Below are 23,907 nucleotides of genomic sequence, written 5' to 3'. Positions count from 1 at the left end.
AGTCCCTACTTGCGACGATGTGCGTCCGTACCCTGCTACCGGTGCGGAGGCCCGGCGAGTAGGAGACGTATCAGTGGAAAAGGCCCGCGCGCCCCTGGCGGACGAACCTGTCGACCCCGACGCAGGACCACCCGCCCCCGCCCGGGGCTCCGAGCTGTGGCGGGGGCAGGGACCCGTCCTCGGGGTCGTCGCGCTCGGCGGCGCGCTCGGTGCCTCCGCCCGCTACGGCGCGTCGCTGCTCTGGCCGACGGTGCCCGGCGCCTTCCCCTGGACGACCCTCGGGGTGAACGCGGCCGGCTGCGCCGTCATCGGCGTCTTCCTGGTCGTGATCACGGAGAAGCGGGACGCCCACCGGCTCGTCCGGCCGTTCTTCGGCACCGGCGTCCTCGGCGGCTTCACCACGTTCTCCACGTACGCGGTGGACATCCGGCAGCTGACCGACCTCGGCGAGGCCCGCACCGCCCTCGGGTACCTGGCCCTGACCGTGTGCGTCGCGCTGGCCGCGGTGTGGACCGGCGCGCACCTCACGCGCCTTCTCGTCGTCGGACGGAGGCCCCGATGAACTGGCTCCTGGTGATCGCCGGCGCCATGGTCGGCGCCCCGCTGCGCTACGTCACCGACCGCGCCGTCCAGTCCCGGCACGACACGGTGTTCCCCTGGGGCACGTTCGCCGTGAACGTCGGCGGCTCCCTCGTCCTCGGCCTGATCACGGGCGCGGTCGCCGCGGGCGCCGCCTCGTCCCAGCTCCAGCTCCTGATCGGCACCGGCCTGTGCGGCGCCCTGACGACGTACTCCACGTTCTCGTGGGAGACCCTGCGCCTCGCGGAGACCGGGGCCCGCTTCTACGCGGCTGCCAACGTCATCGGCAGCGTCGCCGCGGGCCTCGGCGCGGCGTTCACGGGAGCGGCGCTGGCCCAGGCGTTCTGGGGCTGAGGGCTTTTCACGACGGGTCACCGGGCACGGCCGACAGCAGGCTGTGCAGGATCGGGCCGGCCGAACCGCCGCCGGTGACGCCCTGCTCCACGACGCAGGCGACGGCGACGTTCCCGCGCCGCGCGACGAGCCAGCCGTTGTTCTCCTCGCCCTCGGAGACCTCCGCCGTGCCGGTCTTCGCGCCGATCTCACCGGGCAGATCGGCCAGCACGTGCGCGGTCCCCTCGGTGACGGTCGCCCGCATCAGCGCGCGCAGCTGTGTGACGACGGGCCCGGGCAGCGCGGTGGTGGTCGTCGTGTCCTCGCCGCCGCGCACGATCACCGGCTGGTGGAACGTGCCGGACGCGGCTGTCGCCGTCACCGACGCCATGATCAGCGGATTCGCCTGGATGCGGCCCTGCCCGATCATCGACGCCGCCTTCTCCGTCTCGTCCTTCGGGACCGGCACCGACCCGTCGTAGGACGGGATCCCGACATGCCACTCCTGCCCGACCCCGAAGTACTTGCGCGCCACGTCCCCGAGTTCGGACCCGCCGAGCTTGCCGCGCAGGCTGATGAAGGCCGTGTTGCAGGACTCGGTGAAGTCCTTGCGGAAGGTCGCGCCGGGGAACTCGGACGTCTCGACGTTGTGGAACTCCTTGCCCACGGTGAGGTGCTTGGGACAGTCCACGACGTCGTCCGGCGCGACGGCGCCCTTGAGCAGCAGCGCGCTGCTCGTGACGATCTTCCAGGTGGAGCCGGGCGCGTACGTGCCCGAGACCGCGCGGTTGAAGCCCGTGGCAGGCGAGTTGGCCATGGCGAGCACCTCGCCGTTGTCGACGCGCAGCGCGACGAGCGAGGCGTTCTTGCCGCCGGCCTCGGCCATCGCCTTCTCGGCCGCGGACTGCCAGGAGGCGTCGAGCGTGGTGGCGACGGGCTCATCGGTGGTGGCCGCCTTCTTGCCGAAGCCGGTCTCCGTCCCCTCGACCTCGCCGGTGACCCGGTCGACGAGCCGGATCGCCCCGCGGGGGCCGCCGCCGCCCCCGGCGAACTGCGAGAGCACCGCCTGCAGGGACGGATAGGAGTCGCCGGTCAGTGAGGCGCCGGTGCGGTCGGTGACCTTCGGGGTGGCCGTGTCCTCGCGCTCCAGCCGGAACTTGGCGCTCTCGCTCAGATGCGGATGGACGAGCGACAGCTTCCAGTCCACCTTCCAGCCGCCGTTGTCCTGCGCGCGCAGGGGGAGCTGGGAGGTGTACGTCCATGTGCCGAGGCCCTTGACGGGCATCTTCGCGGTGAAGGGGACCCGGACCGAGCCGTCGTCGGCCCGGGTCGCCTCCGCCGCGGTCAGCCGGGGCTTGTCGATGTCGAGCCCGGCGGTGAAGTTGCGCAGCACCTCCTGCGCCGTGGCGGGGTTCGTGGTGCGGGCGGCCGCGCCGTCGAGGCGGCCGCCCGCCCAGTCCGCGAGGAACGCCCGGGCCGTGGCGGCCGCCGCCGGGTCGGGGGCCTCTTCGCCCCGGTCGAAGGGGCCGAGCCCCGCCGCGTACGCGCCGCCCGCGGCGACGGCGAGGACCACGGTCACGGCGACGGTGGCCTTGAGAGGAGAGGAAAGGTGCGTCATGCCGCGAGGAGAGCAATCCGTCCCCGTGCCTGTCCAAGTCCCATATCGATTGGAGATCAATCAAAATCGCATATCATTGCTGGTTGTGGACCTGATACGGCACCTGGAGTGCTTTGTGGCTGTTGCAGAAGAGTCACACTTCGGCCGCGCCGCGGCCCGCCTCGGCATGGCGCAGCCGCCCCTGTCGCAGCGCGTCCAGCGGCTGGAGCGGGAACTACAGGTCCGCCTCTTCGACCGCACCAGTAGACAGGTGACGATCACCAAGGCCGGGATGCTGCTGCTGCCCGAGGCGCGCGAGCTGCTCGCCCGCTCCGAAGCGCTGCGGGCCGCCGCACGCCGCATCCGGGACGGGGAGAGCGGGCTGCTGCGCGCCGCCCTGCCGCCGGACATCACGGGCGGCACCGTGGCCGCGGTCCTGACGGGCTTTCAGGAACGCAACTCGGGCGTGGAGTTGGAGCTGCACGAACTGTCCACCGCCGAACAGCTCGCACGCCTCGCCGCACACGAACTCGACGTCGGACTCATCCACCACCCCTGCGACGTGACCGGCCTCGAACTCGGCCCCGTGCTCCGCCGCGAGCTCGGCGTGCTGCTGCCGCGCTCCGCCCCGGCGGCCGCACGCGCCGAGGTCCCCCTCGCCGCGCTCGCCGGATCCGACCTGATCCTCTTCCCGCGCTCCGGCGCCCCCGCGCTCTACGACGACCTGCTCACCGGCTGCGCCCGCGGCGGCTACACCCCGGCCGCCGTCCGGCACGGGCAGGGCGCCAGCTTCGTCCGCGGACTCGTGCTCTCCGCGGGCGCCGTCGCCCTCGGCCCGCGCGACGCGGGGCCCGCCGAGGACGACGCCGACCTCGTGTGGCGGCCCCTGGCCGGCGCCCCGCTGGCCTGGCGGCACTCCGTCGCCTGGCCGCGCGGACACGGCGACGCCGCCGTGCGCGCCTTCGCCGACGCGGCCACGCACGCGCTGCGCACCACCGCCGGCGCCCGACCCGACACCCCCACGCGCCCCATGCACCTGCGCCCGGCAGCGGAGTACTGGCTGTGACGATCCGAACCGACACCCCCGACCGCATCCGCGCAGCCTTCGCCGACGCCGGCGTCACCGGCCGGCTGCACGCCCTCGACATCGACTCCGGCGACCGGCTCGGCGTCGGCCCGGACGAACCGGTGTGCACGGCGAGCGTCCACAAGCTCCCGCTGCTGGTCGCCCTGCACGAGCGGGCGGCTGCCGGACACCTCGACCTCACCGAGCGGATCGACTGCCCGCCCGACGGCCGCACCCCGGGGCCCACCGGCCTCGCCGCGATGCTGGACGCGGCGCGGCTCTCGGTGCGCGACCTCGCGTACCTGATGATGGCCGTCAGCGACAACGCCGCGGCGGACCTGCTGCTCGCCCGCGTCGGCCTCGACGCCGTCAACCGCACGACGGCCCGCCTCGGCCTCGAAGCGACGCACGCCGTGCACACCTTCGGCGCGATGATGGCCTCCATCAAGGAGGACGCGGGCCCCGCCGGTGCCCAGGCGCTGACCGACCCGCACGTCATCGGGCGGCTGCGCGCGCTCGACCCGGCCCGCTCCAACCGCAGCACCCCGCGCGACCTGACCCGGCTGCTCGCCGCCGTCTGGCGCGACGAGGCGGCGACGCCCGAACACGGCGCCGCCATAAGGCGCCTGATGGGCCTTCAGGTCTGGCCGCACCGGCTGGCTTCCGGCTTCCCGTTCGACGACGTGCACGTCGCGGGCAAGACCGGCTCGCTGCCGACGCTGCGCGCGGAGGCCGGCGTCGTCGAGTACCCGGACGGCGGCCGCTACGCCGTCGCCGTGTTCACCCGCACCGCGCAGACGGCGGCCACCCTGCCCGCCGCCGACGCGGTCATCGGCACGGCCGCCCGGATCGCGGTCGACGCGCTGCGCGCCGGGTAGCCGGGCCCGGTTCTCACGACCGGGTGGCGGTCCCGCACTCCTGGCCGTCGCCGCCTCTGATCGCGGTGCCGCGGTCGTACGGGTCGACGGCCGGGCCGTCCCCCTGCAGCGCGGCGTCGAGGTCGGGCCGGAAGAAGCCGGTGTAGGTGTCGCAGCCTGCGTTGGTGGTTTCGAGGCTGGTCCGCACGACGGAGAAGGTGCCCGACTCGGTCGTCGTCCTCGCCGGATCGTCCCAGTCCACCACCACCTCACGGCGCACGACGGTGCGCACCACTTCGTTGCTCCCGGACTCCGCGCGCACCACCGGGTACACGTACGTGACGTCGGAGGTGACCCTCAGCGCGCCGCGCCCGCCCTCCCGGAACGTCAGCCGTCCCCGGGTCTTGACGATGTCCCCGGCCACCACGTCGGCGTCGTCCAGAACCCGACCGTCTCCCTCGAAGGCGACGCCGCCGCGGTACGGCTCGTCCTCGACGCCCAGGACGGTCCGGCGGTCCTGGTGGGCCACTCCTACGGCGGCGCCGTGATCTCCGTGGCCGGCACCCACCCGAAGGTGGCGTCGCTGGTCTACATCGCCGCTTTCGCACCCGACAAGGGCGAGTCGGTGAACACCCTCATCGCGGACCCGCCGCCGGGCGCCGCCGTCCCGCCGATCCTGCCTCCCGGCGACGGCTTCCTGCTCCTGGACCGCGAGAGGTTCGCGGCCGCCTTCGCCGCCGACCTGCCCGCGGAACAGGCGGCGTTCCTGGCCGACTCCCAGGTCCCGTGGGGAGTCGACGCGCTCTGCGGCGCCGTGGCCGAACCGGCCCGGCGCTCGAAGCCCGGCTGGTACCTCGTCACGGCCGACGACCGCATGATCCCGCCGCCGGCCCAGCGCGCGATGGCGGAGCGGGCCGGCGCCCACGTCGTCGAGGTCGCCGCCGGCCACTCCGTCTACTTGTCGCAGCCGACCGTGGTGACCCCCCCCTGATCAAGCAGGCCGCCGGCCAGTGACCGCCCCGCCTACCGCGGCGCCCGCTGATCGAGGAGCGAGGCCCGGCCGAGCGGCACCGTGCGCCAGGACGTCTTCAGGTGACGGCCCGTCAGGGTGAGGGTGGCGTCGAGACGGTGGGGGGTCTCCAGGAACTGGACGGCGGCGCGCAGGACCGTGCCGTCCGTGTCCCAGGCCGCGCTGACGGCGACGGGCGGGGCGTCGGCGGTGCCTTCGGTCACCGCCCAGCCGTCCAGCCCCAGGGGAACCGTGAGGCCGGCGCCCGACGGGTCGGACAGGGTCAGGGTCCAGGTGCCGTCCGGGCCCGTCGCGAGGGACGCGCCGGCCGCGGGCTCCGCCCGCGCGCCAGGGGTGAACGGCGCGGACGTCCACGCTTTTGCACCGCTGCTGGGCGCGGCCGCCCCGGCAACCGCAGGGAGCGCCAACTCGGCCAGCTTGTCCGCGAGTTCGGAGTCCGCCTCCGGGGTGCCCTTGGCGCCGAGGGCCGGCAGCAGATGCTCCCAGGCCGCGTCCAGGAGATCCTGCATCTGCACGGTGGCAGCGGTGATCGCCACCACCGCGTCCCGCTCCGGCAGCACCAGGCAGAACTGTCCGTACGCACCGTCGCCGCGGTAACCGTGACGGCCCATCCAGAACTGGAACCCGTACCCCAGCTGCCAGTCCGGGCTCCCGTCGGGCGCCGGCGAGCGGTGGTAGGTCTCCACCTGGCTCCGCGTCGCCTCACGCACCCACTGCTCGGGCAGCAGCCGCTCGCCCTGCCACACGCCCCCGTTCAGGTACAGCTGGCCGAGGCGCGCGATCGCGTCGGTGGCGGTGTGCAGTCCGCTGAAGCCCATCACCCGGCCCGGGGTCTGCTCGCTCCACAGAGCCTCGCCGATGCCGAGCGGCCCGTAGAGCCGCTCGCGCAGATAGTCGTCGATATGGCGTCCGGTCACCTTCGAGACGATCGCCGCAAGCGTGTAGGTGTTGGGCTGGTTGTAGGCGAAGACGGTGCCCGGGTCGCGCTCCGGAGGGTTGAGCAGGAACCCGCGGACCGGCTCGGCCCGGTCGGTCCGGTGGGCGAGGACGATCTGCTCCTCCAGGTGGCCGCTGGCCATGGCGGCGACGTGGCGCACCAGCATGCCCCGGGAGCGCGGATCGGTGATGTCGTCGGCGAACTCGGGGAAGTAGGAGATGACCGGTGCGTCCAGGTCCAGCAGCCCGTCGCCGTAGGCCAGGCCGGCGGCCGTCGCGGTGAAACTCTTGCTCAGCGAATAGAGCAGATGAACGCGGTCCGGCCCGTACGGGGCCCACCAGCCCGCGGCGACGGTGCGCCCGCCGCGGAGCACCATGAGGCTGTGCGGCTCGATGCCGGGGTGCGCGTCGAGGGCGTCGACGAAGCGGGCGATGCCGCGGGCGTCGACGTCCGTCTCGGAGGGGGCGGCGGCCGGCAGCGAGCGTGCGGAGATCGGAGGGTGCGTCATGCAAGCATCCTCCGTCGGCCGATGACGCACCGTCCAGACGACCGTGCCACGAAGAAGATCGTCATCGGCGCGAGGTCTCGCCGGCCGGGTCTGCTCCCGCCCCGCGAAGAGTGCTGGGCGAATTGTTCACTAGTCGGGAGGAGGATGTCGGAAGTATCGCGAAGTACGGCTGAAGGTCATATGCCGTCGGTATTGTTCGGCTACCTGCCTTCGAGTGGATGGGTGGTGGGGATCCGCGCCAGTGGGTTCCAGGCCGATGGTCTCTTTGCCGGAGCAGAAGAGCTCTTGTGTGGTAAGGCCCGCAGCGCAGCACTGTGACCCATACCCGGTGGTGACGGTGGACGCGGTCGGCGTTGTGCTGTCGCACAACGAGAAGGCCGGTGTTCTGCTGGCGCGGATCGGTGTCGGCGTTGCCCTGGCCAGGGTCGCGCCCGCATGGCTGGTCGAGGCCCACCGACAGCATGTCAGCGGTACGGGGGAGAGGTTGACGGCATGGGCGTGCGGCCGGATCGGCGGGCACGGAGTGAAGGCGCTCGCGGGGCCGGGCGTGAACGGCACGGTGACCTGGTGGCTGGTCGGTGACAGTACTCCGCTGAGCGCCGCGCAGGAGCTCGCGCGCGAACGGGCGAGGGCCCGTCTGCTGCAGGAACTCTCCTCGGAACTGCTCGCCTCGCTGAACGTCGAGCACTGCGTGGCGGTGACCGTGCGACGGGCGGCGCGGCATCTGGCGGACGCGGCGGTCATCGTCGGGACGGGCGACGGACACATTTTCCCCGTGACGCGGTGCACTGCCGACGGGCGGATGGCGCAGGAGCGGATCGCCCTGGATCCCGGTCAACTCCCGGGCTTGACCGAGGCGTTGCTGGGGCTCCCCGCGGGGTCCTCCCGCTGGATCGATCCCCACCAGGTGCCGTCCTGGGCGATGCCCGACAGCTTCGTGGACGACCCCGCCGACATCGGTTCGATGGTCGTGGTGCCGTTACCGGGGCACGGCGCGCCGGTCGGATGCCTCATTCTGCTGCGCCATCGCCAGGAAGAGGCGTTCACCCCCGGTGAGGAGTCCTTCGCCCAGCTCTTCGCCGCCCGCGCCGGCGCCGCCCTGTCCATAGCCCGCAGCCACGCCCGCCAGGCGCACATCACCGAAGTGCTGGTGCGCGACCTGCTGCCGCCCGACCTCGGCCGGGTACAAGGCATCTGCTTCTCCGGCCGCTACCGTGCGTCGGCCGCGGGCGAACGCATCGGCGGCGACTTCTACGACCTGCACCCCGCCGACGCGCCGGAAGCCGAGACCGTCGCGGTGCTGGGTGACGTATGCGGCAAGGGGCTGGAAGCCGCGGTCACGGCCGGCAAGGTGCGCAACGCGCTGACGGCACTGGTGCCGTTCGCCGCCGACCACACCCGCCTGCTGACCCTCCTCAACAGCACACTGCTGTCCTCGGACCGGACACCCTTCGTGACGCTGGCCCTGGCCACAGCGGTACGAAAGGACGCACAGGTACGGCTGCGCATCACGAGCGCGGGCCATCCCGTCCCGCTCATCGTGCGCACCACCGGCCACGTCGAACAGACGCGGACCAGCGGCACACTGATCGGCGCGTTCGCCGACCTCGAGTTCGAGACCGCCGAAGTCACCCTGGAACCGGGTGACACCTGCCTGCTGTACTCCGACGGGATCACCGAAGCACGTGGCGGGCCGTTGGGGGACGTGATGTTCGGCGAGGACAGGCTGCGCACCGTGCTGGCCCAGTGCGCCGGGATGCCGGCCGAGGTGGTCACCGAACGCGTGCAGCTGGTCGCGGCCCAGTGGGTGGGGGAGGGCCGGCATGACGACATGGCCGTTCTGGCGATCGGCGCACCCCGCGACACCGTCCGACAACTCTGAACGAGCAACTCCGAACGAGCCAACCCCGAGAAGGTGAACCGCGTGAACGGTGACAAGGACACCAACTCCCTCGCCGAGTGGCGTGATCGACTGTGGCAGGCGCTCGGTGAGTGCGACGAGACCCGCGCCGTCGCCATCGTGCGCGGCGCGATCGACGCGGCAGAACCCGAGCAGGCACCCGCCGAGGACATGTCGGCTACTGAACGGCTGCTCGCCGCGGGCGAGCGGGTCCTGCTCGAACTGATCGCCCCGGCTCAGGAGCGGGTGGGTCTGGCCTGGGCGGCCAATGACATCACGGTGGCGCAGGAACACGCTGCCACGGCGATCAGCGAGAGGTGCATCTCAGCAGTCGCCGACGCCACCACCCCCGCCCGTGCCGGCACATTTGTGGGAAGGGTCCTGGTGGCATGCGTCGACGGCGAGTGGCATGCCCTGCCCACACGACTGCTCAGTGAGGTGCTGCGGCTTCGGGGCTGGCGTGTCGACTATCTCGGGGCGCAGACCCCCACCGAGCATCTGGTCGCGCACGTGCACCGCACCGGTGCACAGGCGGTGCTGCTGTCCTCGTCCATCCCGACGCTTCTGCCCGGCGCCCACAACGCGATCACCGCGTGCCAGGGGACCGGCGTCCCGGTGCTCGCGGGAGGAGCCGCGTTCGGCCCGCAGGGCCGCTATGCGCGGCTGATGCGAGCCGAGTGGGCGGCAGACGCGCCCGGCGCGGCCGCCGTACTCGGCCGGCGCCCGACGGGGCCCGGTGCGCACGCGACCCGCATGCCCGGTATGGACCTGCCCCACCTGGGCGACCAGGAATACACCATGGTCAGCCGAAGCAAGCTGCAGTTGGTCAAGCAGACCCTCGCCGACGTCGAGGTGGACTGTCCCGAGATGAGCCGGTACAGCGAGTACCAGCGGGAACGCACCGTCGAGGACATCGACTTCATCGTCGGCTACCTCGCCACGGCCGTCTACGTCGACGACCCCGACCTGTTCAGCAGGTTCATCACGTGGACCGCGGACATTCTGGAAGCCCGCGGCGTCCCGTCACGGAGCCTGCTGCCCGCTCTGGACTCGCTGCTGAACCAGCTCAAGGATTTCCCCCGCGCGACCGGCATCCTCGCCACCGCCCGCGGCCTCCTCGCGCCGGCTTGAGGAGTTCAGAGCCAGTCCCGGCGCTTGAAGATGACGTACAGACTGGTGCAGACGACTGCCATGAGCGCGATCGCGAAGGGATAGCCGAGCAGCCAGTGCAGCTCCGGCATGTGGTCGAAGTTCATGCCGTAGATCGTTCCTACGAGCGTGGGCGCGAACAAAATCGCCGCCCACGACGAGATCTTCTTGATCTCCTCGTTCTGCTCGAACCCCGCCTCCGCGAGCGCCCGCATCTCCGCGTTCTGCTGCTGCGTGACCAGCGTCGCGTTCACCGTGAGGATGTCGGCGAGAGCCTGGCGGAAGCCGTCGACGCGTTCGCTGGTGTGGGTGACGTGGTCGGCGACGTCGCGCAGGTAGCGCTGCAGTTCCTCGTCGGTGCCGTACTTCGCGAAGCCCGCCATCAGGGCGTGCAGCATGCCGACCAGGGGGCGGGTCGCGCGCTGGAACTCGACCATTTCGCGGGAGAGTTCGTAGATGCGGCGCGAGACCTGCGGGGCGCCGGAGAAGACCTCGGTCTCGATCTCGTCGATGTCGTTCTGGACGCCGTCGACGACCGGGACGTAACCGTCCACGACCGCGTCGAGGATCGCGTACAGGATCGCCTCGGGGCCCAGCTTGAGGAGTTCGGGGCTCGCCTCCATGCGGTGGCGTACGGCCGACAGATCGGGGGCCGCGCCGTGGCGCACCGTGATGACGAAGTCCGCGCCGACGAACACGTGCAGTTCGCCGAAGTCGACCTCCTCGGACGCGTCCAGATAGCGGGCCGCGCGCAGGACGACGAAGAGGGTCTCGCCGTAGCGCTCCAGCTTCGGGCGCTGATGCGCCTCAAGGGCGTCCTCGACCGCGAGCTGGTGCAGGTCGAACTCGGCGGCCAGCGACTTCAGTTCGGCCTCCGTCGGGCGGGCGAGACCGATCCAGGCCACGGTGCGCGGATGCTCGTGCAGCTGCCGGTACGTGTCCGTGAGCGTCTCGGGACTGGCCACCCGCAGGCCGTCCCGGTACAGCGCCGTGTGCACGACGCTGTCCTCCGGCTCCAGCGGCGACGCCCCCTCGGCGGCAGGTGGCGCGGGCGGCTGGGCCGCCGGGCCCGCGGCCGAACCCCGGCGCCAGGTGTAGCGGCGCGCACCGCCGCGCTGGTCCCGGTCCGGTCGCTCCTGCCGTCGCGGCATCGCCGCCTCCTTCCGCCGTCGGTCCCGGGCAGCGTAACCAGCGAAGGTGTCGCACCTCGGGAGCGGCGTCCAGGGGCGCCCGACGCCATCTAGGACAGGCGCTGGCCTCGATGACCGCTACCGTCCCCGTATGACGACGAAGCCGATGACCGTCCGCGCCCTGGGCCGGGCCACCCTGGAGCGCCAACTGCTGTTGCGGCGCGCACCGTTGGACGTGGCCGAGGCCGTCGCCCACCTCGTCGGGCTCCAGGCGCAGGAGGTCCGGCCGCCGTACGTCACCCTCGCCGCCCGGCTCGCCGGCTTCAGACCGGCCGCTCTCTCGACGGCACTGGAGGAGCGGCGTGTGGCCCGCCTCGTCACGATGCGCTCCACGATCCATCTGCACACCGCCGCGGACTGCATGACGCTGCGCCCCCTCGTGCAGCCCGCCCGCGAGCGGGAGCTGCGCATGTTCCGCAAGGGGCTCGTCGGCGTGGACCCGGCGCGGCTGTGCGCCCTGACCCGGGAGTACGCCGAGGCCGAGCCGCGCACCCCGAAGGAGCTGCGGGAGCTGCTCCTGAAGGAGTGGCCCGCGGCCGACCCGCAGTCCCTGTCGGTCGCCGCCCGCTGCTCCCTGCCGCTCGTCCAGGTCACCCCGCGCGGCCTGTGGCGGCGCGGCGGCGGCGTGCGGCTGACCACCGCCGAGCGGTGGCTGGGGCGGGAGTCCGAGGCGACACCGACGGCCGATGCCACCATCCTGCGCTACCTCGGCGCCTTCGGTCCCGCCTCCGTGCGGGACTTCCAGCAGTGGGCGGGGCTCACCCGCACCAGAGAGGCCTTCGAGCGACTGCGCCCGCGCCTCGTGACGTTCCGCGACGAGCACGGCGCCGAGCTGTTCGACCTGCCCGAAGCGCCCCGCCCCGACGAGGACGTCCCGGCGCCGCCGCGGCTCCTCGCCGAGTTCGACAACCTGCTGCTCTCGCACGCCGACCGCACCCGCGTGGTGCGGGACGCCGACCGGGGCCGCACCTGGCAGGGCAACGTGGCCCATGCCACCTTCCTCGTCGACGGCACGGTCGCCGGACTGTGGGCCCTCAAGGAGGGCGGGCCCGGCAGGGGCGAGGGCAGCTCCCTCACCCTGGAACCCTTCCGCGAGCTGACCCGCGCCCAGCGCGACGAACTCGTCGCCGAGGCGGAGCGCACCGCCGCCGTCCTGGAGGCGCCCGGCGCGGTCACCGTGGACTTCGGCACCGTACGGAAAGCGGTGCGGAAAGCCGCGCGGACATAGCTCAAGGTCCGCGAGAAGGTCAGTCCGCGCGGCCCGTCGCCGCGACCGTCACACCCAGTCCGATCAGCGCGAAGCCACCCGTCCCGCCGATCAGTGAGAGACGGCGGTCCGAGCGCGCGAACCAGTTGCGCGCCGCCGACGCCGTCAGGCCCCACAGCGTGTCCGTGACAAGGCCGATGGAGATCGGCACGAGCCCCAACAGCAGCCTCTGCGCGGGCAGTCGGCCCGCGTCGTGGTTCACGAACTGCGGCAGCACCGCTGCGAGGAACACGATGCCCTTCGGATGGGTGAGCCCCACCAGCGCCCCGTCGAGCACGGTACGCAGATCACCGCGCGCCGGGCCCACGGGACCGCTGATGTCCGCCGCCTTCATGGCGTGCCGGTGCCGGAACGCCTGTATGCCGAGGTGGACGAGGTACGCGGCGCCCGCGAGCTTTACCGCGACGAACAGCTCCGCCGAGCGCTCCACCAGAGCCCCGATGCCGAGCGCCACGGCCACCACCAGCAGGTACGAGCCCACCACATTGCCGAGCGCCGTCGCCACCGCCGTGGAACAGCACGCTCGGCCCCGGAACCACGATCACCAGCAACGACATCGCGGCGAACGCCAGGAACCGGTCCGTCGACACCATGTGCCTCACCCCCGCACACCATTGAAGACCATCCCACTGACAAGCACCGAGCCGCGCGGGGCGGACGCCGGGCCGGTACCGGAAGAATCACGGCAGCAGCCCCGCCCGCCGCGCCGCCACCACCGCCTCGCCCCGGGTGTGCGCCCCGAGCTTGCGCATGGCGGCGCGGAGATATCCCTTGACGGTCTCCGGGCGCAGCCCGAGCCGTTCGGCCGCCGCCGCGTTCGTCGTGCCCGCCGCCACGCAGACGAGGACGTCCACCTCGCGGGGTGCGAGGACCACCGCCGCCTCCCGCGCCCGCGGTGCCGAGGCCGACGCCAGCCGGCCGCACACCGCGAGGAGTTCGGCCCGCAGCACCGGGTCGACGATCTTCGGGGCGAGCGCCCGCAGCGCCCCGTGCGCCTCGCGGACCTCCTCCCAGGCGCCGGCCCCGTCGCACACCGGCGTGGTCGCTGCCGCCAGCAGCGTCCGGGCCTCGTCCCGCACCACCAGCGCCTGCTCCACGTCACGGGCCGCTGTCATCGCCGCGCCCAACGCCCGGTCGCCCAGCGGATGAGCCGCGCGCAGCGCCCCGTACAGCACGCCGCGCACCCGGCGGCGTACGACGACGGGCACCGCGAGGACCGAGCGCAGCCCCTCGGCCTCGACGGCGGCGTCGTACTCGTGGCTGATGTGCCGTGAGCCCTGATAGTCGGTGACCGCGCAGGCCCTGGCCAGGGTGAGGGCCTTGCCGCCCAGGCCGTTGCCGGCCGACACCGCGAGGCCGCACAGTGCGCTCGTCGCCGCGCCGCTCAGCTCGGCGATCCGGACCTGGCCCGCGCTCGGAGTGAGCCCGCCGAACGCCACGGGCAGCCCCGTGCCCCGGCGCAGCCGCACCAGCGCCGCGCGTATCTCGACCGCCTCGGCGGCTTCTGCCGTCACCCTCGATCTCCTCGCCGTGCTCTGTTCACCCCCGTTCGGGGGTGGTGAGACCTGCGTCACGCGTACACGATGGCAGACACGGTTGCCCATGGCACGGTCCCGCGTGCCGAGGCCCCGTGGCACGCCCCCATGCCTCGGTCCGCGACGACGCGGGACGAGCAAGGACTCCAGGAGCGCACATGACGACGCCGGACAGCCCCACGCAGCAGTTCCGTACGGCCCGGGACTTCCTGCTGCAACACGCGCAGGACTACGGGACGGCGTACGAGGGCTTCGCCTGGCCCCGGCCCGACCGGTTCAACTGGGCCCTCGACTGGTTCGACGTCATCGCCGACGGCAACGGCAAGACCGCCCTGCACATCGTCGAGGAGGACGGCGACGACCACCGCTTCTCCTTCGACACGCTGCGCCGGCGCTCGAACCAGGTAGCCGGCTGGCTGCGCGCCCAGGGGGTGCGGCCGGGCGACCGGGTCCTGCTGATGCTGGGCAATCAGGTCGAGCTGTGGGAGGTGATGCTCGCCGTGATGAAACTGCGGGCCGTCCTCATCCCCGCCACCCCGCTGCTCGGCCCCGCCGACCTCACCGACCGCGTCGAGCGCGGCCGCGCGCGGCACGTCGTCGTCCGCCCCGAGGACGTCGCCAAGTTCGCCGAGGTGCCGGGGGACTACCACCAGATCGTCGTCGGCGGAGAGGCGCCGGTCGAGGGGTGGCTTTCGTACGAGGACGCGGCCGACGCCCCTGACACCTTCGAGCCCGACGGAGTGACCTTCGCCGACGACCCGCTGCTGCTGTACTTCACGTCCGGCACGACGGCCCGGCCCAAACTCGTCGAGCACACCCATGTCTCCTACCCGGTGGGGCACTTGGCGACGATGTTCTGGATCGGACTGCGCCCCGGCGACGTCCATCTGAACATCTCCTCGCCCGGCTGGGCCAAGCACGCCTGGTCGAACTTCTTCGCGCCGTGGAACGCCGAGGCGACCGTCTTCCTCTACAACTACACGCGCTTCGACGCGGGCCGGCTGATGGCCGCGATGGACCGCGCGGGCGTCACGTCGTTCTGCGCGCCGCCCACCGTGTGGCGCATGCTCATCCAGGCGGACCTCACCCAACTCGCCACGCCTCCGAGGGAAGTGGTCGCCGCTGGGGAACCGCTCAACCCCGAGGTCATCGAGCAGGTCAAGCGCGCGTGGGGCATCACCATCCGCGACGGTTTCGGGCAGACCGAGACGGCCGTGCAGGTCTCCAACAGCCCCGGCCAGCTGCTCAAGACGGGCTCCATGGGCCGCCCCAGCCCCGGCTACAAGGTCGAACTCCTCGACCCCGTCACCGGCGAACCCGGCGCGGCCGAGGGCGAGATCAGCCTCGATATGGCCGCGCATCCGGTCGGCCTGATGGTCGGCTATCACGGCGACCCGGAGCGCACCGCGGAGGCGATGGCGGGCGGCTACTACCGCACCGGCGACATCGGTTCCCGCGACGCCGACGGCTACCTGACGTACGTGGGGCGCTCCGACGACGTCTTCAAGGCCAGCGACTACAAGATCAGTCCATTCGAGCTGGAGAGCGCCCTCCTGGAGCACGAAGCCGTCGCCGAGGCGGCGGTCGTGCCCGCGCCCGACACGCTCCGGCTCTCCGTCCCGAAGGCGTACATCGTGCTCGCCGAGGGCTTCGAACCCGGCCCGGACACCGCCAAGTTGCTCTTCGAACACTCCCGCGCCGTCCTCGCCCCGTACAAACGGCTGCGCCGTATCGAGTTCGCCGAGCTGCCCAAGACCGTCTCCGGCAAGATCCGCCGCATCGAGCTGCGCGAACGCACCGCGCAGGGCTCGGCCGGCGAGTACCGCGAGGAGGACTTCCGGTGACGACGGAACTCTCGTACGCGCACGGCACCGGCACCACGCCCCTCCTCGGCGACACCATCGGCGGCAACCTCCAGCGGGCCGTCGAGGCCTGGCCGGACCGCGACGCCCTCGTCGACGTGGCGAGCGGACGGCGTTGGACCTACGCCCAATTCGGAGATGCCGTAAGTCAGTTGGCACGCGGGCTGCTCGCTCGCGGTGTCGCCAAGGGGGATCGTGTCGGCATCTGGGCCGTCAACTGTCCCGAGTGGGTCCTCGTCCAGTACGCGACCGCCCGGATCGGCGCGATCATGGTCAACATCAACCCGGCCTACCGGGCGCACGAGTTGGCGTACGTGCTGAAGCAGTCCGGTGTCTCGGTGCTGATCTCGTCCCCCGGTCACAAGGGCGTCGACTACCGCGAGCTGGTCGGCGAAGCCGCCCCCGAATGCCCGCGGTTGCGTGAGCGCGTCTTCATCGGCGATCACAGCTGGGACGCGCTCGTCGCCGCCGCGGCAGCGGCAGAGCCCGGGCAACTGGCCGCACGCGAGGCGGAGTTGTCGTGCGACGACCCCGTCAACATTCAGTACACCTCCGGCACCACCGGCTTCCCGAAGGGTGCCACGCTCTCCCACCACAACATCCTCAACAACGGCTACTGGGTGGGCGAGACGGTCGGATACAGCGAGCAGGACCGGGTCTGTCTGCCCGTGCCCTTCTACCACTGTTTCGGCATGGTGATGGGCAATCTGGGAGCCACTTCGCACGGCGCCTGCATCGTCATCCCCGGCCCGTCCTTCGAACCGGCGGCGACACTGCGGGCCGTGCAGGACGAGCGGTGCACGTCGCTGTACGGCGTACCGACGATGTTCATCGCCGAGCTGAACCTGCCCGACTTCGCCTCGTACGATCTGTCCTCGCTGCGCACCGGCATCATGGCGGGCTCCCCGTGCCCCGCCGAGGTGATGAAGCGGGTCGTCGCCGAGATGCACATGGCGGAGGTGTCCATCTGCTACGGCATGACCGAGACCTCGCCCGTCTCGCTGCAGACCCGCCGCGACGACGACCTGGAACGCCGCACCGGCACCGTGGGCCGCGTCCTGCCGCACATCGAGGTCAAGGTGATCGACCCGGTCACCGGCGTCACGCTGCCGCGCGGCGAACCCGGCGAGCTCTGCACCCGCGGCTACAGCGTGATGCTCGGCTACTGGGACGAGCCGGAGAGAACCGCCGAGGCCATCGATCCCGGCCGGTGGATGCACACCGGGGACCTCGCGGTGCTGCGCGAGGACGGCTACGCGCAGATCGTCGGCCGCATCAAGGACATGATCATCCGTGGCGGCGAGAACGTCTATCCCCGCGAGATCGAGGAGTTCCTGTACGGGCATCCGCGGATCGCCGATGTGCAGGTGGTCGGCGTGCCGCACGAGAGGTACGGCGAAGAGGTGCTGGCCTGCGTGATCCTGCGGGACCCGGCCGACGGACTCACCCTCGACGAACTGCGCGCCTACTGCCGTGACCGGCTCGCGCACTACAAGGTTCCGACGCGCCTGCGGATTCTCGACTCCTTTCCGATGACGGTCAGCGGGAAGGTCCGCAAGGTGGAACTGCGGGAAGGGTATAGGGAGTTGTAGAGGGTGTGCGGCGGCTACAGCTCGCGCCGCATGCAGACCCTCGGCCACCGGTCGAGTCCGCTGTCCGCCTCCGCCGCGCGCAGGGAGCGCAGGCCCGGAGTCAAGGCGGCCTCGCTGAGCCGGCGGAAACCGAGACGCTCGTAGTAGGGAGCGTTCCACGGCACATCGGCGAAGGTGGTCAAGGTGAGTCCGGCCAGGCCCTGGTCGCGCGCGCAGTCGGCGGCACACGCGATCAGGGTCTGGCCCACGCCGCGCCGGGCGGCGTCCGGGTGCACGGTGACCTGCTCGATGTGGAAGGCGCCGTCGATCACCTCGGCGACGAGATACGCGACCACCGTGCCGTCGTCCTCCACGGCGACCCAGGCGTGTCCCGCGCGCCGGTAGCGGTCCAGCTCCTCGATGGTGGGTGGCGCGTCGTCGGCGACGGCGGCCATGCCGAGCGGGCGGAAGGCGGCGCCCGCCGCGACCTCGATGTCCTGGAGGCGGGGCAGTTCGGCCGGCTCGGCGCTGCGAAGGATCATCGGGCCAGTATCGCGGCGGCGCCGGATCAGGCCCCGCTCGCGATCAGTTCGTCCGCCGGGCTGTTCACCGGCTGCGGCACCCCGGCCAGGTCGAGGACGAACAGCGGGACACCGAGTTCGTCCGCGCGGGTGCGGGCCCCGTCCGCGTACCCGGCGAGCGAGAAGAACACGGACGCCGCGGACTCGGTCATCGACTGGAGCCACAGGCACTCCACGTCGCGCTCCGTCGCGGGCCGTACCGACGGCTCGATCTGGGCGACGACGCCCTGCGCCGCGAGGCCGATGCCGGACACGGGACGCTGGTCGGCGCGGCGCACGTCCCGGTAGCCGAGCCAGCGCAGATACAGCGCGGCGGCGGTCACCGCGTCGCGCGCGGTACGGATGGCGACGGGCTGGAACGCGGGCCGCGGCGTGGCCGCCGTCCGCGGCAGCGGTATGTGGGAGGGCACGGGGGCCTGGTCGCTCTGGACCGGGACGCGCAGCAGGGTGCCGCAGTCACAGCCCAGCTCCGGGCGGGGCCAGCGGTCGCGGCGGCCGCACATCGGGCAGCGCAGGGTGACCCAGTCGTCGGCCCAGGTGCGGTCGCTGACCGGCTCGGCGGCGGCGCCGCGCAGCAGCGGGGGAGCGACGGGAGCGCCGCACGCGCAGGGCAGCACCGCGGGTTGGTAGAGGTGTTCGCGCAGGCAGGCGGGACACCGTACGCGTACCGGCTCGGCCATGGCGCACCCCCTCGGGCCCCGCGGGTTCCACTTCGACGTCTGTCTCATCATCCACCTTGACGGCCTCCGAGACCCCCCTCTACATTGCTTCCATATAGCAGAACATAGTTTCCGCATTATGGAAACTCTGCAACGTGAAAGCACGACGGAATTCAGAGCTCGCCGCGGGGCGCGACGGGAGCGCGAATCCGACATCCGGACACAGACGTACTCAGTCACAGCAGAAGTCGGGAGCACTCATGGCTCGAATGACCGCCGCCCGCGCGGCCGTTGAGATCCTCAAGCGCGAAGGCGTCAGCAACGCGTTCGGCGTGCCCGGAGCCGCCATCAACCCCTTCTACAAAGAGCTCAAGGGGAGCGGTGGCATCGACCACACGCTCGCCCGCCACGTCGAGGGCGCCTCGCACATGGCCGAGGGCTACACCCGCGCGAACCCGGGCAACATCGGTGTCTGCATCGGCACGTCGGGCCCGGCCGGAACCGACATGATCACCGGCCTGTACTCCGCCATCGGCGACTCGATCCCGATCCTGTGCATCACCGGCCAGGCGCCGAGCCACCTCCTGCACAAGGAGGACTTCCAGGCCGTCGACATCGCCTCCATCGCCAAGACCGTGGCGAAGATGGCCGTCACCGTCCTGGAGGCCGCACAGGTCCCCGGCGTGTTCCAGCAGGCGTTCCACTTGATGCGCTCGGGCCGTCCCGGACCGGTCCTCATCGACCTGCCGATCGACGTCCAGCAGACCGAGATCGAGTTCGACCCGGAGACGTACGAGCCGCTGCCGGTCTACAAGCCGGCCGCGACCCGCGCCCAGATCGAGAAGGCGATCGGCTTCCTCCTGGAGTCCGAGCGGCCGCTGATCGTCGCGGGCGGCGGCATCATCAACGCCGACGCGAGCGACCTGCTCGTCGAGTTCGCCGAGCTGACCGACACCCCTGTCGTGCCTACGCTGATGGGCTGGGGCACGATCCCCGACGACCACGAGCTGAACGCGGGCATGGTCGGCCAGCAGACCGGCCACCGCTACGGCAACGCCACGTTCCTGGAGTCGGACTTCGTCCTCGGCCTCGGCAACCGCTGGGCCAACCGCCACACCGGCTACAAGCTCGACGTGTACCGCGGTGAGCGCAAGTTCGTGCACGTCGACATCGAACCGACCCAGATCGGCAAGATCTTCGCCCCGGACTACGGCATCACCTCCGACGCCAAGGCCGCGCTCGAACTCTTCGTCGAGGTCGCACGCGAACTCAAGGCAGCGGGCAGGCTCCCCGACCGCTCCGCGTGGGTCGCCTCGCACCTGGAGCGCAAGGAGACCCTCCTGCGCCGTACGCACTTCGACAACATCCCCATGAAGCCGCAGCGCGTCTACGAGGAGATGAACAAGGCGTTCGGCAAGGACACGCGGTACGTCACCACGATCGGCCTCTCGCAGATCGCCGGCGCCCAGATGCTGCACGTCTACAAGCCGCGGCACTGGATCAACTGCGGCCAGGCGGGCCCGCTCGGCTGGACCATCCCGGCCGCGCTCGGTGTCGCCAAGGCAGACCCGGACACGCAGGTCGTGGCCCTCTCCGGCGACTACGACTTCCAGTTCATGATCGAGGAACTGGCGGTCGGCGCCCAGCACCGCATCCCCTACGTCCACGTCCTGGTGAACAACGCCTACCTGGGCCTGATCCGCCAGGCCCAGATCGGCCTCGACATCAACTTCCAGGTCAACCTGGAGTTTGAGAACCAGAACAGCCCCGAGCTCGGCGTCTACGGCGTCGACCACGTCAAGGTCGCCGAGGGCCTGGGCTGCAAGGCGATCCGGGTGACCGACCCGGACGAGCTGGGCGAGGCCCTGGAGCGGGCCAAGAAGCTCGCCCAGGAGCACCAGGTCCCGGTCGTCGTCGAGGCGATCCTGGAGCGCATCACGAACATCTCGATGAGCCCCACGGCCGACATCAGCGCGGTCAAGGAGTTCGAGGAGATCGCGACGGAGCCGGGGCACGCGCCCACGTCCATCCGTCCGCTGAAGGTCTGACCCCGGCCCTTCGGGGTGCGGGTGAGGGGGCGGGCCCACCGGTTGACGACCGGTGGGCCCGCCCCCTTTTGGCGGGTGCGCCGGGGTGCGGGGACGGGGTGTGGGGCGCGGTGTGGGCGGTGGGTCCGTGTCGCGTCTGCCTGGTTGTTGTCGCCTCGCGGTCCGTCCGTCCGCTGTGGTTGTCCGCGCCCCGCGGCGGAGCCGCTGATCGGCGCTGCCCCGCACCGCTGAAGGCGCACTCCGCGCACCCCGGTGACGCCGCCGGCGCGGGGCATGCCGAAGCCCCGGGTACGGACCGTCGTACCCGGGGCTGGTTCAGGAGGTTGGTGCCGTCCGACGGCGCGCGACTGGCGGAACATGCATGCGTGCCGCCGGACGGAATTCGGTGTCCCGTAAGGGAGTTGGCTGGGACCGCGGCGGCTGTCGTGTTCTGCGACAGTTTCGTCGGCCCCCTCCCTCAGGTCGAAAGGGGGGCGACGGGACCTTCACCACCGCACTGGCTCGCATGAACACGGAGCCGCCGCGGTCCTCGTCCTCCCGCAGCCGCCTGCGCGTCCACCCCTCATCCGGGTCGCGCAGGCGGTGCGGGCCTGTGCGTACGAAGCCGACCTCCCGTCAAGCTCCGTACGCAGTCTGTGGGGTGATTGGCCGTCAGTCCTCGCGCAGGGCGCGGACCGCTTCCTCGACGCGCTTGCCGTAGTCCGGGTCGGCGGCGTGGAAGTGGGCGACGTTCTTCTCCACGATGTCGTCGCGGGAGACCTGCGAGAGACCGCCGGCGATGTTCGCGACGAGGCGCTGCTTCTCGTCCTCCGACATCAGGCGGTACAACAGGCCCGCCTGGAGGAAGTCGTCGTCCTTGGTGTGGGCCGGGGCCTCGTGCGTACCCGTGTGGCCGGAGACCGCGAGCGGCGCGGCGAGCGCGTTGCCGGTCTCGACCGGGCCGTCGAAGGAGTTCGGCTCGTAGTTCTTGCGGGAGCGGGCGTAGGCGTTGGCCGCCATGAGGCCGTCCCGGCCGTAGTTGTCGGCGCCGCCGACGACGGCCTTCGGCGCGTTCACCGGGAGCTGGGTGTGGTTGACGCCCAGGCGGTAGCGGTGCGCGTCCGCGTAGGCGAACAGCCGGCCCTGGAGCATCTTGTCCGGCGAGGGACCGATGCCGGGCACGAAGTTGTTCGGGGAGAACGCGGCCTGCTCGACCTCGGCGAACACGTTGTCCGGGTTGCGGTCCAGGACCATCCGGCCCACGCGCTGCAGCGGGTAGTCCGCGTGCGGCCACACCTTGGTGAGGTCGAACGGGTTGAACCGGTACTCCGCGGCCTCGGCCGCCGGCATGATCTGCACGTACAGCGTCCAGGACGGGTTCACGCCGCGCTCGATGGCCTGCAGCAGGTCCGTCTGGTGCGAGTTGGGATCCTTGCCGGCCAGCTCCGCGCCCTGCTCGGCGGAGAGGCAGCGGATGCCCTGGTTCGTCTTGAAGTGGTACTTCACGAAGAAGGCTTCGCCCTGCTCGTTCGTCCACTGGTAGGTGTGCGAGCCGAAGCCGTTCATGTGGCGGTACGACGCCGGGATGCCGCGGTCGCCCATCAGCCAGGTCACCTGGTGCGTGACCTCGGGGGAGTGCGCCCAGAAGTCCCAGACGTTCTCCGGCTCCTGCTTGCCCGTGAACGGGTCACGCTTCTGGGAGTGGATGAAGTCGGGGAACTTCAGCGGGTCCTTGATGAAGAAGACCGGGGTGTTGTTGCCGACGAGGTCGTAGTTGCCCTCTTCGGTGTAGAACTTCACCGCGAAGCCGCGCGGGTCACGGACGGCGTCCGCGCCACCGAGGTTGTCCGCCACGGTCGAGAAGCGCGTGAACAGTTCGGTGCGCTTGCCGACGGTGTTCAGGAAGCCGGCGCGGGTGAAGGCGGTGACGTCGTCCGTCACCTCGAAGTAGCCGTACGCGCCGGAGCCACGGGCGTGCACCACACGCTCCGGGATGCGCTCACGGTTGAAGCGGGCGAGCTTCTCCAGGAGGTGCTGGTCCTGGAGCAGGATCGGGCCGCCGACGCCTGCGGTGGCGGAGTTCTGGTTGTCGGCGACAGGGGCGCCGGACTCGGTCGTGAGCACACGCTTGGGCATGGTGGAGAGGCGACCTTCCGTGCAATGGCTGCTGACGATGCCGGGGAGCGTAAACACCCCTGAACTGCTGCGTCAACAGTTTGTTGAAGTTATGGGCGTACTTCGTTCAACTTTTGGTTGAACAAAAAGGCATGGTTCCGGGCCGCGGCGACGCCTGGGCGCGACAGGACAGGTGTCAGCGCCGCCACGGCCCGGAAGTCTGGGGGTGGTTACGCGACCTGGTCGCCCGAGAGGCGCTCGACCGAGCGCAGCAGCGCGGAGTGGTCCAGGCCGCCGTCGCCCTGGGCGCGCAGCGAGGCGACCAGCTGGGCGACCACGGCGCCGACGGGCAGGGCCGCGCCGACATTGCGGGCGGCGTCGGTGACGATGCCCATGTCCTTGTGGTGGAGGTCGATGCGGAAGCCCGGCTTGAAGTCCCGGTTCAGGAAGTTGTCCTTCTTGCGGGTCAGGACGGTCGAGCCGGCCAGGCCGCCGTTGAGGACGTCGAGCGCGGCCTTCAGGTCGACACCGGACTTCTCCAGGAAGACCACGGCCTCGGCGCACGCCTGGATGTTCACGGCGACGATCAGCTGGTTGGCGGCCTTCACGGTCTGGCCCGAGCCGTGCGGACCGCACAGCACGATGGTCTTGCCGAGCGCGTCGAGCAGCGGCCTGGCCTCGTCGAAGTCGGCCTGCTCACCGCCGACCATGATGGACAGGACGGCCTCGATCGCGCCGGCCTCGCCACCGGAGACCGGGGCGTCCAGGACGCGGATGCCCTTGTCCTTCGCGGCCTTCGCCAGGTCCACCGAGGTCTGCGGCGTGATCGACGACATGTCGACGAGCAGCGCGCCCGACCTCGCGTTCTCCAGGATGCCCTCGGCACCGTAGGCGATCGCCTCGACCTGCGGGGAGGCGGGGACCATCGTCACGATCACGTCGGCGTCCCTGACGGCCTCGGCGATGGACTTGACGGCGGTGCCGCCGGCCGCGGTGAGGCGGTCCAGCTTGTCCTGCTCCAGGGTGAAGCCCGTGACGTCGTAACCGGCCTTGATCAGGTTCTCCGCCATGGGCGAGCCCATGATGCCGAGACCGATCCACGCGACCTTGGGGAGATTGTTGCTCATGAGGGGCACTCCAAAAA

Annotated in this window: 19 protein-coding genes and 2 pseudogenes; 11 read left to right on the top strand and 10 right to left on the bottom strand. The window is 71.4% G+C overall.

Going from position 1 to position 23,907, the window contains the following annotated elements; all coding sequences use genetic code 11:
• The first annotated feature begins 73 nt into the window (after nt 1-73).
• Together crcB (AB0J02_RS31235) and crcB (AB0J02_RS31230) are read left to right on the top strand one after the other, a co-directional pair.
• Nucleotides 74-562: a fluoride efflux transporter CrcB gene (gene crcB / locus AB0J02_RS31235; RefSeq protein ID WP_363197168.1), complete on the top strand. Its 489-nt coding sequence runs from the start codon at nt 74-76 to the stop codon at nt 560-562.
• The gene (gene crcB / locus AB0J02_RS31230) at nt 559-933 is read left to right on the top strand and encodes a fluoride efflux transporter CrcB (RefSeq protein WP_363197167.1); all 375 of its coding nucleotides are present in this window, start codon (nt 559-561) and stop codon (nt 931-933) included. The genes crcB (AB0J02_RS31235) and crcB (AB0J02_RS31230) overlap by 4 nt, the downstream gene beginning before the upstream one ends.
• Before the next feature lie 7 nt (nt 934-940).
• On the opposite strand, the gene AB0J02_RS31225 is transcribed toward crcB (AB0J02_RS31230), so the two are convergent.
• Nucleotides 941-2,530 (bottom strand): penicillin-binding transpeptidase domain-containing protein, encoded by a 1,590-nt coding sequence (locus tag AB0J02_RS31225; protein WP_363197166.1) that lies wholly within the window; start codon nt 2,528-2,530, stop codon nt 941-943.
• Between the two features lie 115 nt (nt 2,531-2,645).
• Here AB0J02_RS31225 and AB0J02_RS31220 point away from each other — a divergent pair, with 115 nt between their 5' ends.
• Together AB0J02_RS31220 and AB0J02_RS31215 are read left to right on the top strand one after the other, a co-directional pair.
• The gene (locus AB0J02_RS31220) at nt 2,646-3,575 is read left to right on the top strand and encodes a LysR family transcriptional regulator (protein WP_363197165.1); all 930 of its coding nucleotides are present in this window, start codon (nt 2,646-2,648) and stop codon (nt 3,573-3,575) included.
• Nucleotides 3,576-3,577: 2 nt separating this feature from the next.
• A complete protein-coding gene (locus AB0J02_RS31215; RefSeq protein WP_363197242.1) occupies nt 3,578-4,453 on the top strand; it encodes a serine hydrolase in 876 nt (291 codons plus the stop codon).
• Nucleotides 4,454-4,466: 13 nt separating this feature from the next.
• Here the strand turns inward: AB0J02_RS31215 and AB0J02_RS31210 are convergent, their stop codons facing one another.
• Entirely contained in the window at nt 4,467-4,961 is a 495-nt protein-coding gene (locus tag AB0J02_RS31210) for a hypothetical protein (protein ID WP_363197164.1), read from the bottom strand.
• On the opposite strand from AB0J02_RS31210, the pseudogene AB0J02_RS31205 reads away from it, so the two are divergent.
• Nucleotides 4,851-5,446 (top strand): annotated as a pseudogene (locus tag AB0J02_RS31205) (alpha/beta hydrolase); the annotation flags it as partial. The gene AB0J02_RS31210 and the pseudogene AB0J02_RS31205 overlap by 111 nt on opposite strands.
• A 9-nt stretch (nt 5,447-5,455) precedes the next feature.
• Here AB0J02_RS31205 and AB0J02_RS31200 read toward each other — a convergent pair.
• Nucleotides 5,456-6,907, bottom strand: coding sequence for a serine hydrolase domain-containing protein (locus AB0J02_RS31200; protein ID WP_363197163.1), 1,452 nt, complete (start codon nt 6,905-6,907; stop codon nt 5,456-5,458).
• A 328-nt stretch (nt 6,908-7,235) separates the two neighbouring features.
• Between AB0J02_RS31200 and AB0J02_RS31195 the strand changes: the two genes are divergently transcribed.
• Together AB0J02_RS31195 and AB0J02_RS31190 are read left to right on the top strand one after the other, a co-directional pair.
• Complete coding sequence (locus tag AB0J02_RS31195) at nt 7,236-8,789, top strand: GAF domain-containing SpoIIE family protein phosphatase (protein WP_363197162.1); 1,554 nt, start codon at nt 7,236-7,238, stop codon at nt 8,787-8,789.
• A 42-nt stretch (nt 8,790-8,831) separates the two neighbouring features.
• On the top strand, nt 8,832-9,938 hold the full coding sequence (locus AB0J02_RS31190; RefSeq protein ID WP_363197161.1) for a cobalamin B12-binding domain-containing protein: 1,107 nt from the start codon (nt 8,832-8,834) through the stop codon (nt 9,936-9,938).
• 5 nt (nt 9,939-9,943) lie between these two features.
• On the opposite strand, the gene AB0J02_RS31185 is transcribed toward AB0J02_RS31190, so the two are convergent.
• Entirely contained in the window at nt 9,944-11,107 is a 1,164-nt protein-coding gene (locus AB0J02_RS31185; RefSeq protein WP_363197160.1) for a magnesium and cobalt transport protein CorA, read from the bottom strand.
• Nucleotides 11,108-11,237: 130 nt separating this feature from the next.
• Here AB0J02_RS31185 and AB0J02_RS31180 point away from each other — a divergent pair, with 130 nt between their 5' ends.
• Nucleotides 11,238-12,374, top strand: a complete 1,137-nt coding sequence (locus AB0J02_RS31180; RefSeq protein ID WP_363197159.1) for a winged helix DNA-binding domain-containing protein — start codon at nt 11,238-11,240, stop codon at nt 12,372-12,374.
• A 19-nt stretch (nt 12,375-12,393) separates the two neighbouring features.
• On the opposite strand, the pseudogene AB0J02_RS31175 reads toward AB0J02_RS31180, so the two are convergent.
• Both AB0J02_RS31175 and AB0J02_RS31170 read right to left on the bottom strand, forming a co-directional pair.
• Nucleotides 12,394-13,006, bottom strand: a pseudogene (locus AB0J02_RS31175) (LysE family translocator).
• 87 nt (nt 13,007-13,093) lie between these two features.
• Nucleotides 13,094-13,927 carry a LuxR C-terminal-related transcriptional regulator gene (locus AB0J02_RS31170; RefSeq protein ID WP_363197158.1) on the bottom strand — a complete coding sequence of 278 codons (834 nt, stop codon included), beginning with the start codon at nt 13,925-13,927 and terminating at the stop codon, nt 13,094-13,096.
• A 179-nt stretch (nt 13,928-14,106) separates the two neighbouring features.
• On the opposite strand from AB0J02_RS31170, the gene AB0J02_RS31165 reads away from it, so the two are divergent.
• Complete coding sequence (locus tag AB0J02_RS31165) at nt 14,107-15,792, top strand: AMP-binding protein (RefSeq protein WP_363197157.1); 1,686 nt, start codon at nt 14,107-14,109, stop codon at nt 15,790-15,792.
• Entirely contained in the window at nt 15,789-17,402 is a 1,614-nt protein-coding gene (locus AB0J02_RS31160; RefSeq protein ID WP_363197156.1) for an AMP-binding protein, read from the top strand. Before AB0J02_RS31165 ends, AB0J02_RS31160 begins: the two co-directional genes overlap by 4 nt.
• A 14-nt stretch (nt 17,403-17,416) precedes the next feature.
• Here the strand turns inward: AB0J02_RS31160 and AB0J02_RS31155 are convergent, their stop codons facing one another.
• Nucleotides 17,417-17,923: a GNAT family N-acetyltransferase gene (locus AB0J02_RS31155; RefSeq protein WP_363197155.1), complete on the bottom strand. Its 507-nt coding sequence runs from the start codon at nt 17,921-17,923 to the stop codon at nt 17,417-17,419.
• A gap of 26 nt (nt 17,924-17,949) precedes the next feature.
• Nucleotides 17,950-18,642 (bottom strand): hypothetical protein, encoded by a 693-nt coding sequence (locus AB0J02_RS31150; protein WP_363197154.1) that lies wholly within the window; start codon nt 18,640-18,642, stop codon nt 17,950-17,952.
• Nucleotides 18,643-18,890: 248 nt separating this feature from the next.
• Between AB0J02_RS31150 and gcl the strand changes: the two genes are divergently transcribed.
• Nucleotides 18,891-20,669, top strand: a complete 1,779-nt coding sequence (gene gcl / locus AB0J02_RS31145; protein WP_363197241.1) for a glyoxylate carboligase — start codon at nt 18,891-18,893, stop codon at nt 20,667-20,669.
• A 651-nt stretch (nt 20,670-21,320) separates the two neighbouring features.
• On the opposite strand, the gene AB0J02_RS31140 is transcribed toward gcl, so the two are convergent.
• The gene (locus AB0J02_RS31140; RefSeq protein ID WP_363197153.1) at nt 21,321-22,784 is read right to left on the bottom strand and encodes a catalase; all 1,464 of its coding nucleotides are present in this window, start codon (nt 22,782-22,784) and stop codon (nt 21,321-21,323) included.
• Between the two features lie 209 nt (nt 22,785-22,993).
• A complete protein-coding gene (locus tag AB0J02_RS31135) occupies nt 22,994-23,890 on the bottom strand; it encodes a 2-hydroxy-3-oxopropionate reductase (RefSeq protein WP_363197152.1) in 897 nt (298 codons plus the stop codon).
• Nucleotides 23,891-23,907 lie beyond the last annotated feature (17 nt).

This window comes from Streptomyces sp. NPDC050264 (assembly GCF_040655895.1).
Taxonomy (GTDB): Bacteria; Actinomycetota; Actinomycetes; order Streptomycetales; family Streptomycetaceae; genus Streptomyces.
Note: the sequence above shows the minus strand (reverse complement) of the source record. Positions and strands in the feature narration are given on the sequence as shown.